At 70.7% G+C, this 13,284-nt stretch carries 16 protein-coding genes; 10 read left to right on the plus strand and 6 right to left on the minus strand.

What is annotated here, in order from left to right; genetic code table 11:
• Positions 1-145: 145 nt before the first annotated feature.
• Both SOM11_RS09570 and SOM11_RS09575 read left to right on the plus strand, forming a co-directional pair.
• Positions 146-1,171 (plus strand): SDR family NAD(P)-dependent oxidoreductase, encoded by a 1,026-nt coding sequence (locus tag SOM11_RS09570; RefSeq protein WP_320477875.1) that lies wholly within the window; start codon positions 146-148, stop codon positions 1,169-1,171.
• 105 nt (positions 1,172-1,276) lie between these two features.
• Positions 1,277-1,879, plus strand: a complete 603-nt coding sequence (locus SOM11_RS09575) for a TetR/AcrR family transcriptional regulator (protein WP_320477876.1) — start codon at positions 1,277-1,279, stop codon at positions 1,877-1,879.
• Here SOM11_RS09575 and SOM11_RS09580 read toward each other — a convergent pair.
• Positions 1,827-3,134: an acyl-CoA dehydrogenase family protein gene (locus SOM11_RS09580; RefSeq protein WP_320477877.1), complete on the minus strand. Its 1,308-nt coding sequence runs from the start codon at positions 3,132-3,134 to the stop codon at positions 1,827-1,829. The two genes, SOM11_RS09575 and SOM11_RS09580, sit on opposite strands and share 53 nt — an antisense overlap.
• A 162-nt stretch (positions 3,135-3,296) precedes the next feature.
• Between SOM11_RS09580 and SOM11_RS09585 the strand changes: the two genes are divergently transcribed.
• The 4 genes from SOM11_RS09585 to SOM11_RS09600 all read left to right on the plus strand — a co-directional run bounded on the left by SOM11_RS09585 (position 3,297) and on the right by SOM11_RS09600 (position 6,740).
• Complete coding sequence (locus SOM11_RS09585; RefSeq protein ID WP_320477878.1) at positions 3,297-4,358, plus strand: MetQ/NlpA family ABC transporter substrate-binding protein; 1,062 nt, start codon at positions 3,297-3,299, stop codon at positions 4,356-4,358.
• On the plus strand, positions 4,355-5,392 hold the full coding sequence (locus SOM11_RS09590; RefSeq protein ID WP_320477879.1) for a methionine ABC transporter ATP-binding protein: 1,038 nt from the start codon (positions 4,355-4,357) through the stop codon (positions 5,390-5,392). Before SOM11_RS09585 ends, SOM11_RS09590 begins: the two co-directional genes overlap by 4 nt.
• Positions 5,385-6,065: a methionine ABC transporter permease gene (locus SOM11_RS09595; protein WP_243215034.1), complete on the plus strand. Its 681-nt coding sequence runs from the start codon at positions 5,385-5,387 to the stop codon at positions 6,063-6,065. The genes SOM11_RS09590 and SOM11_RS09595 overlap by 8 nt, the downstream gene beginning before the upstream one ends.
• Positions 6,066-6,152: 87 nt before the next feature.
• A complete protein-coding gene (locus SOM11_RS09600; protein ID WP_320477880.1) occupies positions 6,153-6,740 on the plus strand; it encodes a sugar O-acetyltransferase in 588 nt (195 codons plus the stop codon).
• A gap of 40 nt (positions 6,741-6,780) precedes the next feature.
• Here SOM11_RS09600 and SOM11_RS09605 read toward each other — a convergent pair whose 3' ends face one another.
• From SOM11_RS09605 to SOM11_RS09615, 3 genes are all read right to left on the minus strand, one after another.
• Positions 6,781-7,074, minus strand: coding sequence for an ArsR/SmtB family transcription factor (locus tag SOM11_RS09605; protein WP_192060651.1), 294 nt, complete (start codon positions 7,072-7,074; stop codon positions 6,781-6,783).
• An 88-nt stretch (positions 7,075-7,162) separates the two neighbouring features.
• Positions 7,163-7,318, minus strand: coding sequence for a zinc transporter permease (locus tag SOM11_RS09610; RefSeq protein ID WP_192060652.1), 156 nt, complete (start codon positions 7,316-7,318; stop codon positions 7,163-7,165).
• Positions 7,319-7,456: 138 nt separating this feature from the next.
• The gene (locus SOM11_RS09615; protein ID WP_320477881.1) at positions 7,457-8,578 is read right to left on the minus strand and encodes an ROK family transcriptional regulator; all 1,122 of its coding nucleotides are present in this window, start codon (positions 8,576-8,578) and stop codon (positions 7,457-7,459) included.
• Positions 8,579-8,724: 146 nt separating this feature from the next.
• Between SOM11_RS09615 and SOM11_RS09620 the strand changes: the two genes are divergently transcribed.
• On the plus strand, positions 8,725-9,708 hold the full coding sequence (locus tag SOM11_RS09620) for a bile acid:sodium symporter (protein WP_320477882.1): 984 nt from the start codon (positions 8,725-8,727) through the stop codon (positions 9,706-9,708).
• A gap of 99 nt (positions 9,709-9,807) precedes the next feature.
• On the plus strand, positions 9,808-10,098 hold the full coding sequence (locus tag SOM11_RS09625; protein WP_320477883.1) for a hypothetical protein: 291 nt from the start codon (positions 9,808-9,810) through the stop codon (positions 10,096-10,098).
• Here the strand turns inward: SOM11_RS09625 and SOM11_RS09630 are convergent.
• Positions 10,091-10,396 (minus strand): MmcQ/YjbR family DNA-binding protein, encoded by a 306-nt coding sequence (locus SOM11_RS09630; protein ID WP_320477884.1) that lies wholly within the window; start codon positions 10,394-10,396, stop codon positions 10,091-10,093. The two genes, SOM11_RS09625 and SOM11_RS09630, sit on opposite strands and share 8 nt — an antisense overlap.
• Positions 10,397-10,611: 215 nt before the next feature.
• Between SOM11_RS09630 and SOM11_RS09635 the strand changes: the two genes are divergently transcribed.
• A complete protein-coding gene (locus SOM11_RS09635) occupies positions 10,612-11,160 on the plus strand; it encodes a GNAT family N-acetyltransferase (RefSeq protein ID WP_320477885.1) in 549 nt (182 codons plus the stop codon).
• An 8-nt stretch (positions 11,161-11,168) separates the two neighbouring features.
• Here the strand turns inward: SOM11_RS09635 and SOM11_RS09640 are convergent, their stop codons facing one another.
• A complete protein-coding gene (locus tag SOM11_RS09640) occupies positions 11,169-11,552 on the minus strand; it encodes a MerR family transcriptional regulator (RefSeq protein WP_320477886.1) in 384 nt (127 codons plus the stop codon).
• Positions 11,553-11,755: 203 nt separating this feature from the next.
• Between SOM11_RS09640 and SOM11_RS09645 the strand changes: the two genes are divergently transcribed.
• Positions 11,756-13,270, plus strand: coding sequence for a SulP family inorganic anion transporter (locus SOM11_RS09645; RefSeq protein WP_243215041.1), 1,515 nt, complete (start codon positions 11,756-11,758; stop codon positions 13,268-13,270).
• Positions 13,271-13,284: the final 14 nt, after the last annotated feature.

A 13,284-nucleotide genomic window follows, 5' to 3' on the forward strand; every position in this document is an offset into this window, starting at 1 on the left:
CGCTACGTCGCGCACCCCGTTTCACGCTACACCTGTCGCTTTACCCTCCCCTCAGGTCGTGCGGCGACGACATCCGGCCCGCTCCCAGCAAAACGAGACAAACTGTCTCGAAATAAGCCGCCCGACCCATGGAGAAGAGACCCGCATGCCCGAGAACACCGCCCCCCTGACCGGTTCGAGCACGATCGGCCGCTGGCTCGAGCACTCCGAAGGCGGGCCGGCCCTGCGGGGCGCGCTCGCCCAGGGCGGGGAGTTCGACGAGAGCACCCTCACCCCGGTGCTCGGCCTACCCCTGCAGCAGCTCGTGTCGCTCAGCCAGGGCCGACTGCCCCAGGAGCTCGTCGACGGCCTCGTGCTGCAGGTCAACGGCGGGGTCCGGCCCGATGAGACCGACGACGCCGACGGCCCGTGGCGCGAGACCATCACCGCCGGTCGCTTCGCAGGGCGGACGGTCGTCGTGACCGGGGCCGCGGGCGGCATCGGCAAGGCCACCGCGTCGCGTGTCGCCCGAGAGGGCGGGCGCGTGATCGCCGTCGACATCACCGCACCGGGGCTGGAGGCGCTGGTCGCCTCCCTGCCCGACAGCACCGTCGAGACCGTGGTCGGCGACATCACCAGCCAGGCCGACATCGACCGCATCGTCGAGGTCGCGGGCGGCCGCATCGACGCGCTGGCGAACATCGCCGGCATCAACGACGACTTCTCGCCGCTGCACGAGACGAGCGACGCGATGTGGGAGCGCGTCATCGGCATCAACCTGACCGGCGGTTTCAAGCTCTCGCGCGCCGTCATCCCGGTCATGCTCGCGGCGGGCCGGGGCTCGATCGTGAACGTCGCCTCCGAGGCGGGTCTGCGCGGCAACGCGTCGGGCAACGCCTACACGGTGTCGAAGCACGGCGTCGTCGGGCTGACGAAGTCGGCCGCGTTCATGTACGCGAAGCAGGGCCTGCGGGTCAACGCGGTCGCCCCCGGCGGCGTCGCCACCGGCATCCCGTTCCCCGCGAACGTGTCGGAGGCGGGGTCGGCGCGACTGCGCCCCTTCCAGGCGGCCATCCCGACCGTCGCCACGGCCGAGGAGCTCGCCGCGTCGATCACGTTCCTACTGAGCGACGACGCGGTCAACATCAACGGCGCGGTGCTCGCCTCGGACGGCGGCTGGTCGGTCCAGTAGGCGGCGCGCCTCTGCAGGCGGCGCATCTCAGGAGGCGCGGGTCGGCGAAGCCCAGGAGGCGCGGGTCGGCGATCACCGGCCCGCGCCGTGCACGAGGATGACCGTATGACGACAGCACGCCCCGGCCGGGTCCGCAGCGAGGCGGCGCGCCTGGCCATCCTCGAGGCGACGACGAGCGAGCTCGCCGAGCGCGGCTACGACAAGCTGTCGCTCGACCGGATCGCGGCGGCCGCCGGGGTCGGCAAGGCGACCATCTACCGCTGGTACCCGAACAAGGGGGCGCTGGTCGCCGAGGGGATGCTCTCGGGGCACCTCCTCCCCCGGGTCGCCGTGCCCAGCAGCGGTGATGTGCGCCGCGACGTCACGCACTGGCTGATCGAGACCTCCGCGTCGCTGACCGAGCCGACGACGGGGGGTCTCATCCGTGCGACGATCGCGGCGACGGCCGAGGACGCCGACGTGGCCCGGCACTACGACGACCACGTTACCTCCGTCGCCCGGGCCGAGCTCGTCGCACGGCTCGAGTCCGGTCGGCGCGACGGTCAGGTCGACGCCGACGCCCCCCTCGACGCGCTCGTCGAGGCGCTGGTCGGCGTCGTCCTGCTGAACGTGCTGACCCGCCGCGAGCCCGACGCGACCGCGCTCGGCGCCACGGTCACGCTCCTCTTCGACGGCGCCGGCTCGGCGGGAGGTCACAGCGGTCGCTGATGGCGACCCCCTCGCCGGCAGCAGCGGCAGTGCCTGCGGCAGCAGCGGCAGTGCCTGCGGCAGCGGCGGCGGCATGCGGGCCGGTGCGGAACGGCGTGCCGTTCAGCCGGTGGTCGCCCAGGGCCCGCTCGCGGTGGATCGCGGGGTTGTGCGAGGCGATCGTGCGCGCGTTGCGCCAGTGCCGGTCGAGCGACCGGTCCGCGTCGACGGCCGACGCGCCTCCCACCTCGAAGAGCGAGGTCGCCGCCTCCAGCACCAGGGGCAGCACGACCTGCTGCGCCTCGAAGACGGTGGCCAGCGCCCGCTGGTACTCGTCTTCGCCGGCCCCGTCGTCGCCGTCGAGCGCGTCGAGACCCCGCACGGCGGACAGCGTGATCGCCTCGACCGACGACGCGATCGCCGAGAGACGACCGACGACGCTCTGGACAGACGGATCCTCCCGGGGCAGCGACACGCCCGCCACTCCGAAGGTGCGGGCGCGCGGTCGGACGAACCCGACCGCGTCGCGCAGCACGGCCCGCGCCGTGCCGGCCTGCGCCGCGAGCAGCACCAGCTGGTACAGCGCCTGCGTGTAGGCCAGCGGTCGGCGCTCGGCGTTCTCGCTCCAGGGCAGCACCTGTCGAGGGTCGACCTCGACGTCGTCGAACACGGTCGTGCCGCTGCCCGTGAGGCGCTGACCGAACCCGTTCCAGTCGTCGACGCGGGTGACCCCCGGCGCATCGGCCGGCACCGCCAGAGCCACGGCCTCGTCGCCCCGCCTCGCCCCGACCCAGATCCAGTCGGCGTAGATCGTGCCCGTGCTGTAGAACTTCCGCCCCGAGAGCAGCAGGCGACCGCCTCTCTCGTCGAGGCGCGTCTCGGTGGCCGTCGCGTCGCCGCGTTCCGCCTGGGCGTTGCCCACGAGGGTGCGACCGGCACCGAGCCTCCTGAGCCATTCGGTGCGGAGCGCCCCCTCGGGCTGCGCTCGCTGGGTCTCGACGAACGCGATGTGACCGCGCAGCAGCTGGGGCAGGTTGGAATCGGCGGCGCCGAGGCGGATGAGGAGGCGGAACTCCTGTTCGAGGGAGATACCCCAGCCCCCGAAGCCGGTCGGCACGCGCAGGGCCCCGAAGCCCGCCTCCTTCAGGGCGGCGACCTCGTCACGAGGGAGGCGGCGGTCGCGTTCGCGCGCCACGGCGCCGTCTGCGATCGCCTCGATCACGGGGCCGAAGGCCGACTCGAGGCGCTCGTCGAGGTCGCGGTTCTGTTCGCTCATGCCGTTCTTTGTGTCACGGGCGGGACCGGTCGCGACAGTGCCCCGTCACATGACGACACGTCGTGACACACGGCGAAAGACGGCGACACATGTCGCACGGCGCGGCGCGGGGCTCTGGCAGGGTTCACAGCCATCACCCGCCCCTCGACGTCAGGAGTCACCGTGTCCGATCACGACGCACCGCAGCAGTCCGCACCGCAGCAGTCCGATGCGCAGGAGTCCGATACGCAGCAGTCCGCAGGCGGAGGACGTGCACCCAGCGGGCTCCGCGCCTCCCTCGACGACTCTCGGCGGCGGCGGCGACGCGGGCTGCTCGCCGGCGTCGGGGTGGTCGTCGCGGCGGCGCTCGTGGGCGGCGGCTTCTGGGCGGGCACCGCCGTCGGGGGCGCCGACGCGCAGGCCGCGGGTTCGGGCGGGTCGGGCGAACGGCTCAGCGTGCGGATCGCGGGCAGCGGTGAGAGCGACCTCCAGGACGCCGTGAAGACGGTGGCCGCCGAGGAGGGGCTCGACGTCACGTGGGTCAACTTCGACGACTGGACGCTGCCGAACTCCGCGCTCGTCGCTGGCGAGGTCGACGCGAACGCCTTCCAGCACACGGCGTTCCTCAGCGCCTACAACGTCGCGAACGACACCGACCTGACCCCGGTGTTCTCCACCACGATCACGCAGTGGGGCGTCTTCTCGGCGACCCTCGACTCGATCGGCGACATCGGCCAGGGGGCCCGGATCGCCATCCCCGACGACGCCTCGAACGGCGGCCGCGCCCTGTTCATCCTCCAGGCCGCGGGATTGATCGAGCTGGGCCCCGACGTGGGCGTCTACCCGACCGTCGACGACGTGACGGGCAACGACCTCGGGCTCGAGTTCGTGCCGATCGGCGCGACGACGATCCCCACCCAGTTCGACGACCCGAGCCTCGACGCCGTGGTGGTCGGCACGTCGTACTTCGACCCCTCGCAGGACGTCGACGCCGACGACGCCCTCTACCTCGACGACTCGCTGAGCGCCGAGTCGCGGCCCTACGTCAACGCCGTCGTCACGCGCGCCGACGACGCGGACGACGAGGCGTGGACCCTCCTCGCCGACGCCTACGCCGACCCGCGAGTGGCGGACGCGCTCGAGGAGGAGTCGTTCGGCGCCACGCAGCTCGTCGACGTGTCGGCCGCCGATCTCCGCAGCACGCTCGCCGAGCTCGAGACCGCCGCGCGCGAGCTGGACTCGTGACCGCCGCCCCGGTCGTGACCTTCGAGGAGGTCTCGAAGTCGTACACCGTGCAAGGCCGGCGCTTCGAGGCGCTCAGCGACGTGAACCTGGAGGTGCGGCGCGGCGAGGTCTTCGGCATCGTCGGCTACTCGGGGGCCGGCAAGTCGACGCTGCTGCGCACGGTGAACGCGCTCGAGCGGCCGACGAGCGGTCGGGTCGTGGTCGACGGGCGGGAGGTGTCGTCGCTGAAGGGCAGGGAGCTGTACGCGGCCCGCCGCCGGATCGGCATGGTGTTCCAGCAGTTCAACCTGCTGTCGTCGCGCACCGTCTACGGCAACATCGCCTATCCCCTGCGGCTGTCGGGGCTGTCCCGAGACGACACGGTCGACCGGGTCGACGAGCTGCTCGACTTCGTCGGACTCGCCGACAAGGCGCTCGAGTACCCGGCCAGACTGTCGGGCGGGCAGAAGCAACGGGTCGGGATCGCCCGCGCCCTCGCCAACCGGCCCGACGTGCTGATCTCCGACGAGGCCACCAGCGCGCTCGATCCGCAGACGACCGGCGAGGTGCTCGACCTTCTGCGCCGGGTCAACGACGAGTACGGCCTGACGGTGCTGCTGGTCACCCACGAGATGGACGTCATCCGCGAGCTCGCCGACAGCGTCGCCGTGATGCAGGGCGGCCGGGTCGTCGAGAGCGGATCGGTCTACGACCTCTTCGCCGACCCGCAGCACCCCACGTCGAGACGGTTCGTCTCGTCGGTGCTGCACCACGAGGCGACTCCCGGAGCCCTCGCGCGGATCCGTGAGGTGCACACGGGACGCATCGTGCGCCTCCACGTCGAGGACCGCGAATCGAACGACCCGTTCCTCTCCCGCGTCGCCCGCACGCACGGCATCGACTTCAACGTCGTCTACGGCGGCATCAGCGAGCTGCAGTCGAGGCTGTTCGGCGATCTGACCGTCGAGCTGCTTGGCGACGACACGGCCATCGACCGGGCGGTCGTCGACCTCCGACGGACGACGACCGTGACGGAGGTGACCGCCGGTGCGTGACATCGACCCCGCCGTCCTCTGGCCGAAGATCGTGACGGCGCTGCTGCAGACCCTGCAGATGGTGACCGTGTCGTTCGTCCTGGCGACGGTGCTCGGTCTCGTGCTCGGGCTCGTGCTCTACTCGACCCGGCGCGGCAACCTGCTGCAGAACGCGGTGGTCTTCACGTCGCTGAACGCGGTGATCAACGTGATCAGGCCCATCCCGTTCATCATCCTGATCGTCGCGATCTCGCCACTGACGCGTGTCGTGATCGGCACGAGCATCGGCACGGAGGCCGCGATCTTCGCGTTGACGATCGTCGCGACGTTCTCGATCGCGCGCATCGCCGAGACGAACCTGGTGGCCGTCGACCGAGGCTCGGTCGAGGCGGGCGCCGCGATGGGGGCGTCGCCCGTGCGGGTGCTCGCGACGATCGTCGTACCCGAGGCCCTCGGACCCCTCGTGCTCGGCCTCACCTACATCTTCGTCGCCCTGGTCGACGCGACCGCCGTGGCCGGACTCGTCGGCGGAGGCGGACTCGGCAACCTCGCCATCACCTACGGCTACCAGCGGTTCGACACATTCGTCATGGTGACCGTGATCGTGCTGATCATCGTGCTCGTGCAGGTCGCGCAGCTGCTCGGCAACCTCGTCGCCCGCAAGGTGCTGCATGAGGAGCCGGCCGGTCGGTGACCGGTCGGCGAGCGGTCAGCGACGCCGACGTGCAGCGCCGACGGGCCGAGCCGACACGGCGGGGGTTCGATGTGTACGGTCGTCCACATGACTGTCGACCACTTCGCCGGAGACGACCGCAGCAACCGCGAACGGATGCTCGCCGGAGACCTCTACATCGCCGACGACCCCGAGAACGCGCGCCTCGCGCAACGGGCCGTGCGCCTCGCCGACGCCTACCATCGGGCGGCCGTGGAGGACGAGGCCGCCGCCAGGCCCCTCCTCGAAGAGCTGGTCGGATCCCTCGGCGCCGACGCGTTCGTCAAGCCACCCCTGTTCGTCGACTACGGCGAGAACATCCACATCGGGGCCCGCACGTTCGTCAACTACAACCTCACGGCGCTCGACGTCGCCACGATCACCATCGGCGACGACTGCCAGATCGGGCCGAACGTCCAGCTGCTCACCCCCACGCACCCCGTCGACCCGCAGCCGCGACGCGACAAGCTCGAGGCCGCCCGGCCCATCACGATCGGCGACAACGTCTGGCTGGGCGGCGGAGTCATCGTCTGCCCCGGCGTGACCATCGGCGACGACAGCGTCATCGGCGCCGGGGCCGTCGTCACCCGCGACATCCCGTCGGGAGTAGTCGCCGTGGGCAACCCGGCGAGGGTCGTCCGACGCATCGCGACCTGACACGGATGCGCGACCGGCTCGGCGCGCCGGGCGACGAGGCTCAGGCTCGAGACGCCTCGCCGGCGTGCTCGACGGCGTCGTCGACGATGTGCGAGACGTGTCGGTCGGCGACCGAGTAGATCGCCTCGCGGCCGACGCGCGTGACCTCGACGAGACCTGCCGACCGGAGGACGCGCAGATGCTGCGACACCAGGGGCTGAGCCAGACCCGAGGCCTCCACGAGCGCGGTCACGCCCGCCTGCCCCTCGCCGAGGAGGCGGAGGAGTCTGAGTCTCGAGGCCGACGACAGGGCCTTGAAGAGCTCCGCCGCGGAGTCGAGGGCATCGGTGCTCATGACCGACACATTAGCCTCCGCGAATGCGACGAGGGCCCCACCGACCGGTGGGACCCTCGATCATGCGGCGCGGTCGGCCGTCGGACGATCAGTGCTCGTCGTAGTGGTCGCCGTGCTGGGCGTGCTTGTGCTCGCCGTGGACGTAGTCGACGTGGTCGTCGTGAGTGACGGTCTCGTGGCCGCACTCGGTGCCGTGCTCGTGCTCGGTGACGGTGTGCTCGGCGTGGACTTCTGCATCGGTCATGGTGGTGCCTCTCTCATCGGGGGGATGCACCCATCACATCAGACGCATGCATCTATGGCAATACGTTTATCCAATCGATGATGAGAACCGGAACCATCGTCACGTGATGTCCCCGCCGCGACCCCACACCGACGCGGCTCAGCCGATCCGCCCGATGCGGGACTGGATGGCCATGGTGGCGGCCCCGCGAGCCCAGATGCCGAAGTCCGAAGCGCCGATCAGGAGCTCGACGACCGACGCGTCGGGGTCTCGATCCTCGGCCAGCGCCTCCTCGATCCGCGTCCGCACGAGCGGCACCAGCCCGATGCCCTCGCCGGCCAGCACGACGGTGTCGACCATCGTGAGATTGGCGACCGCGGCGATGAACCGCCCCAGGGCACGACCGGCCTGCTCCGTCACCGTCCGGGCCGCCGGGTCGCCCGCACCGGCCAGAGCGAGGACGTCGTCGTACGAGACGTCCCTCCCCGACCCCTCCGAGACGGAGGCGCGGATGCTCGGGATCGACAGCATGGCGCTCGAGCACCCGCGATGCCCGTCCGAGCACAGCGGCCCGGTCGGGTCGAGGGGGTGGTGCGCCCCGAGCCCCAGCCCGGTGTCTCTGGTGATCCGCTGACGCCCGTGCACGACCAGGCCGTACCCGACACCGGCACCGATCGTGATGACGGCGAAGTCGTCGACCCCCCGGCCCAGTCCGAACCAGTGCTCGGCCTCGGTGAGCGCGACGACGTCGTTCGCCACGACGACCGGCAGAGCCAGCCGGGTCGCCAGGAGCCCCCCGAGGTCGATGTCGGACCAGCCGAGGAAGGGCGCTCGGACGACGACGCGCGAGCCCGACACCCGACCGCCGATCGAGACGCCGAGAGCGGTGGGCGCGACGGTGCCGACCGCGCTCGTGAGCTCCGCGACGATCTCGGCCACCGCCTCCACGATGCGCTCCGGCGAGTGGTCGCCGAGCTCGACCACGGCCTCGGCGAGGACAGCCGCACGGAGGTCCGTCGCGACCCCGAAGGCGTGCTCTCCGGTGAGCTTGACGCCCACGTGCCAGTGGGCGTCGACCCGGACGTCCAGCGGTCGCACCGGGCGTCCGATGCCGCCGCGGGCGCGCTCGTCGCTCTCGATGAGGAACCCGTCGTCGATGAGCGGCCTGCTCAGACGCGTGAGGCTGGCGGCCGAGAGCCCCAGCCGGCGGATCAGGTCGCTGCGGGCGATCGGCCCGTGGATGAGCACCTCGCGGGCCAGCTCGCGAGTGGGCGACCGCACGTCGGGACCGGTGCCGAGCGGAACCCCGACCTCGTCGCCTGAGAAGTGATCCGATGCGCCCACACGCTCATCATGACCCACCACGACCGCTCGCGGAGACGGCGGGGCGTGCCCGGCCGCCCCCGCGAGGCCCTACCGTCGTTCGGGTGCCCTCCTCCCCGCCCGTCGACGCCCACCTGACCGGCGCCGTGTCCTGGCTCGAGCGGCACCAGATCGGCCTCTACCTGGCGGCGATCGTCGCAGCGGGCCTCGTCGGGCTCACCGTGCCGGCCGCGCACACCCTCGAGGTGGCGATCGAGCCCGTGCTCGCCCTGCTGCTCTTCGCGACGTTCCTCGGTGTGCCGTTCGCGACCATCCGGCGGGCGCTCCGCGACGGGCGCTTCCTCGTCGCGATCGGGGTGCTGAACTTCGTCGTCGTCCCGGTGGTGGCGTTCGGCCTGTCGCGGTTCGTCGACGACGAACCCGCCCTGCTGTTCGGGGTGCTCCTGGTGCTGCTCTCCCCGTGCATCGACTACGTCATCGTCTTCGCGGGCCTCGCAGGCGGAGCCTCCGCCCGTCTGCTCGCGGCGGCACCGGTGCTGATGCTGGCCCAGATCCTCCTGCTCCCCCTGTACCTGCTGCTGATGATCGGCCCCGACGGCGTGGCCGTCGTCGAGATCGGGCCCTTCGCCCGCGCGTTCGTCGTGCTCATCGCCGTCCCGCTGGCGGCGGCCGCGGCGGTGCAGGCCGTCGCGCGCCGTCATCGAGCCGGTGTCGCGATCGAGCGGACGATGCTGGCGCTGATGACGGCGACGCTGTTCCTGGTCGTCGCATCGCAGGCCGGAGCCGTGGGCGCGTCGTTCGGCCGGCTGCTCGTGCTGGTGCCGATCTACGCGGGGTTCGTCGTCGTCATGGTCGCCCTCGGCGTGGGGGCGGGACGGGTGTTCCGGTTCGACCCGCCCGCGACCCGGGCGCTCGTGTTCAGCGGCACGACCCGCAACTCGCTCGTCGTGCTGCCGCTCGCACTCGCGCTCCCGGCGTCGATGTCGCTGGCGCCGGTGGTCGTCGTGACCCAGACCCTCGTCGAACTCGTCGGCATGGTGGTGCTCGTCCGAGTCGTCCCCCGACTCGTGCCGAGCCTGAGGGGTTAAAAGTGATTGCCCCAGCGCGCCGATGCTCTCGCATCCCGTCTGGGGCTTACACCTGCGAGGCTACCAGGGCCGCGCCCTCCGATCTAGCCCAGGACTCTCGTGAACCCAGTCGACCCATCGACCTTGCCGAATCTGCCCATCCTCATCGGAAGCAGCCGACTGGCCCCCTACCTGGCTTCCTGCGGTGATGATCCCGCAGCCGCCATTCGTCTGTATAGCTGGAACATCGAAGCGAGCACCGCCATCCTCGGCGCGAGTGCTGCTCTTGAAGTCGGCATACGAAACGCAATGCATCGAGAGCTCACGACGTACTCGACACGGGAATCGTGGTGGGACTCTCTTCCGCTGCGGTCGAATGAAGACGACCAGATCCGCGAGGCCATCAAATGACGAGCTCGTCGACGAGGCCGGCATCGAGGCCGCCGTCGGGGTGCAGCGTGATCCAGTGCCGTTTGTTCATGTGGTAGCCGGGAGTGATGTCGTCGTGGTCGCTGCGGAGCGCCTCCGAGTCGGCGGGTGACGATTTGAGGACGACGATCGGGTCGCCGCTCAGCGCCGTCTGCAGCATGAACACCTTGTCGCGGACCTTGTAGACGTCCCACTCCTCGCCGAAGGGATGGGTCAGCTCGGCCCCGGGCAGCTCGTCCGCCCGAGCCGCGGCCCGCTGCTGGAGCTCGTCACGTCGCATGATGCGTCCTCTCATCCGGAGCCGTCCGTCCGTCCCTCCAGGCTAGGACGCGAGCGCGTCACGTCGCGGCGACGGCTCCGGGTTCGCCCCAGCGGGTCGTCGCGCGGGGCGGGACCATGTCGCGCTCGATCGCCCGACGGGCCCATCATGGACTCATTCCCGATGCGGAGCCCTTAGCCGGCTGCGCACACGGCGCATGCAGGAGGATCGAGGTCATGGACGGTGACACGGTGGCGTCGACTCCTCGCCTGACCCTCCGCCTGCATCGCGAGAGCGACCTCGATCGACTGGTCGCGATCTACTCCCGGCCGGACGTCGCCAGGTACCTCCTGGAGGAGCCGTGGACGGCCGAGTCCGGCCGGGTCCAGCTCGATCGACGGCTGCGTCGGACGGGTCTGGCCGAGCCCGTGGGTGCGCTCTCGCTCGTGATCGAGCGGGCGGGTCTGGCGATCGGGGCGATCTCGATCTGGCGGACGGAGGCGGAGCGGCGCACGGTCGAGCTCGGGTGGACGGTGGATCCCGAGCACGGAGGCAGCGGCTACGCGACCGAGGCGGTCTCGGCTGGTCTGCGGATCGCGTTCGGACAGGACGACGTCCATCGCGTCGTCGCTCAGGTGGACGCCCGCAACACGTCGTCCGCTCGCCTCGCGACCCGGGTCGGCATGCGACAGGAGGCGCACCACCGTCAGGATTTCTGGAGCAAGGGCGAATGGACCGACAGCCTGGTCTTCGCCGTTCTCGCCGGAGAGCACCCTCCCCGGTAGGCGGCCGGTCAGCGGGTGCGGAGGAGCTCGAGGAACTCGTCGGCCATCTCGAGCTGCCGGCGCAGCTTCTCCCGCCGCGTGATCGTCTGCTCGACGAAGCCGCTCAGCTCCGCACTCAGCTCCGCCCGACGGTTCTCGTCCGAGCCGTTCTCGAGAGCATCGATGATGCGGAGCAGGTCCGCCATCTCGTCGAGACTGAATCCGAGGGGCTTCATGCGACGGATGAGGATGAGCCGCTCGTAGTCCGTCTCGGTGTAGAGCCGGAAACCGCCCTCGGTCCGACCGGAGGCCGACAGCAGGCCGATCTCGTCGTAGTGCCGCAGGCTGCGCAGCGACATCTCGGAACGCTCGGCGAGTTCACCGATGTGCATCATGCCGTTCGATGTCGCCATGTGTGACCGACCTCCTAACTCGACCCTTACGTTAGGGTAGAGTTTAATTCGTCGGCTGATGAGCCGAGCACCAGAACTTCCTCCTGCCATTCTCCCGCCTTCAGATGCGGTCGAGCAGATGGCGTGGCGCCGACGCGCGCCGACCCCTCCGTCGACACCCACCCGGCTCACACGATGCGAGCCCCTCTCCCCCAGGAGTCCTCATGACCACAGCGACCACCCCGTCCACCACGAGCCGGGACCGCGCCGAGCACTCGGTGCTGACCGCGCTCCGCACCCCGAAGATCCTCAGCCGGGAGGTCCTCGCCGGTCTCGTCGTCGCGCTGGCCCTCATCCCCGAGGCGATCTCGTTCTCGATCATCGCCGGCGTCGACCCCCGGGTCGGTCTCTTCTCCTCCTTCGTCATGGCCGTCTCGATCGCGTTCCTCGGCGGGCGCCCCGCGATGATCACCGCGGCCACGGGCGCCATCGCGCTCGTCATCGCACCCGTCGCCCGCGACCACGGACTGGACTACTTCATCGCGACGGTCATCCTCGCCGGGATCATCCAGATCGTGCTCGGCGTGCTCGGCGTCGCCAGACTCATGCGCTTCATCCCCCGCAGCGTCATGGTCGGCTTCGTCAACGCCCTGGCGATCCTCATCTTCACCGCTCAGCTGCCGAACCTGATCGGCGTGCCGTGGCTGGTCTACCCGCTCGTGGCGGTCGGCATCGTCGTCATGATCCTCATGCCGCGCCTGACGCGGGTCGTCCCCGCTCCGCTCGTCGCGATCGTGCTGATCACCGTCGCCGTCGTCGTGACCGCGATCGACGTGCCCACCGTCGGCGACGAAGGCGAGCTGCCCCGCAGCCTGCCCGAGCTCCTCATCCCCGGCGTCCCCCTCACCTGGGACACCCTGAGCATCATCGCCCCCTACGCGTTCGCGATGGCGCTCGTCGGACTCCTCGAGTCGCTGATGACCGCGAAGCTCGTCGACGACATCACCGACACCCCCTCGCAGAAGACACGCGAGTCGCTCGGTCAGGGCGCGGCGAACATCCTCTCCGGCCTCTTCGGCGGGATGGGCGGCTGCGCCATGATCGGCCAGACGATGATCAACGTGAAGGCCTCCGGCGCGCGCACCCGCATCTCGACGTTCCTCGCCGGCGTGTTCCTGCTGATCCTCGTCGTCGCGCTCGGCGACGTCGTCGCCATCATCCCGATGGCGGCCCTCGTCGCCGTCATGATCATGGTCGCCGTCGCGACCTTCGACTGGCACAGCATCCGCCCCTCGACCCTGAGGCGGATGCCGATCGGCGAGACCATCGTCATGGTCGCCACCGTCGCGGTCGTCGTCGTCACCCACAACCTCGCGATCGGCGTCGTCGTCGGCGTCATCACCGCCATGGTCGTCTTCGCGCGCGGCGTCGCCCGCCTCGCCACCGTGGAGCGCACACTCGCCGACGACGGCACCGCAGCGCACTACACCGTCACCGGGGCGCTGTTCTTCGCCTCCAGCAACGATCTCACCACCCTGTTCCGGTACCGCGACGACCCCGAGCGCATCGTCATCGACCTCACGCAGGCGCACGTCTGGGACGCCTCCACCGTCGCCGCCCTCGACGCGGTCACGACGAGATACGAGCGGCGCGGCAAGCACGTCGTCCTCGAGGGGATGAACGAGGCCTCCAGCCGGATGCACGACCGGCTCGCCGGCAGGCTGGGCGCCGGCCACTGACCCGTCCGCCTGCG

Source organism: Frigoribacterium sp. CFBP9029 (assembly GCF_034045305.1).
Classification (GTDB): Bacteria; Actinomycetota; Actinomycetes; order Actinomycetales; family Microbacteriaceae; genus Frigoribacterium.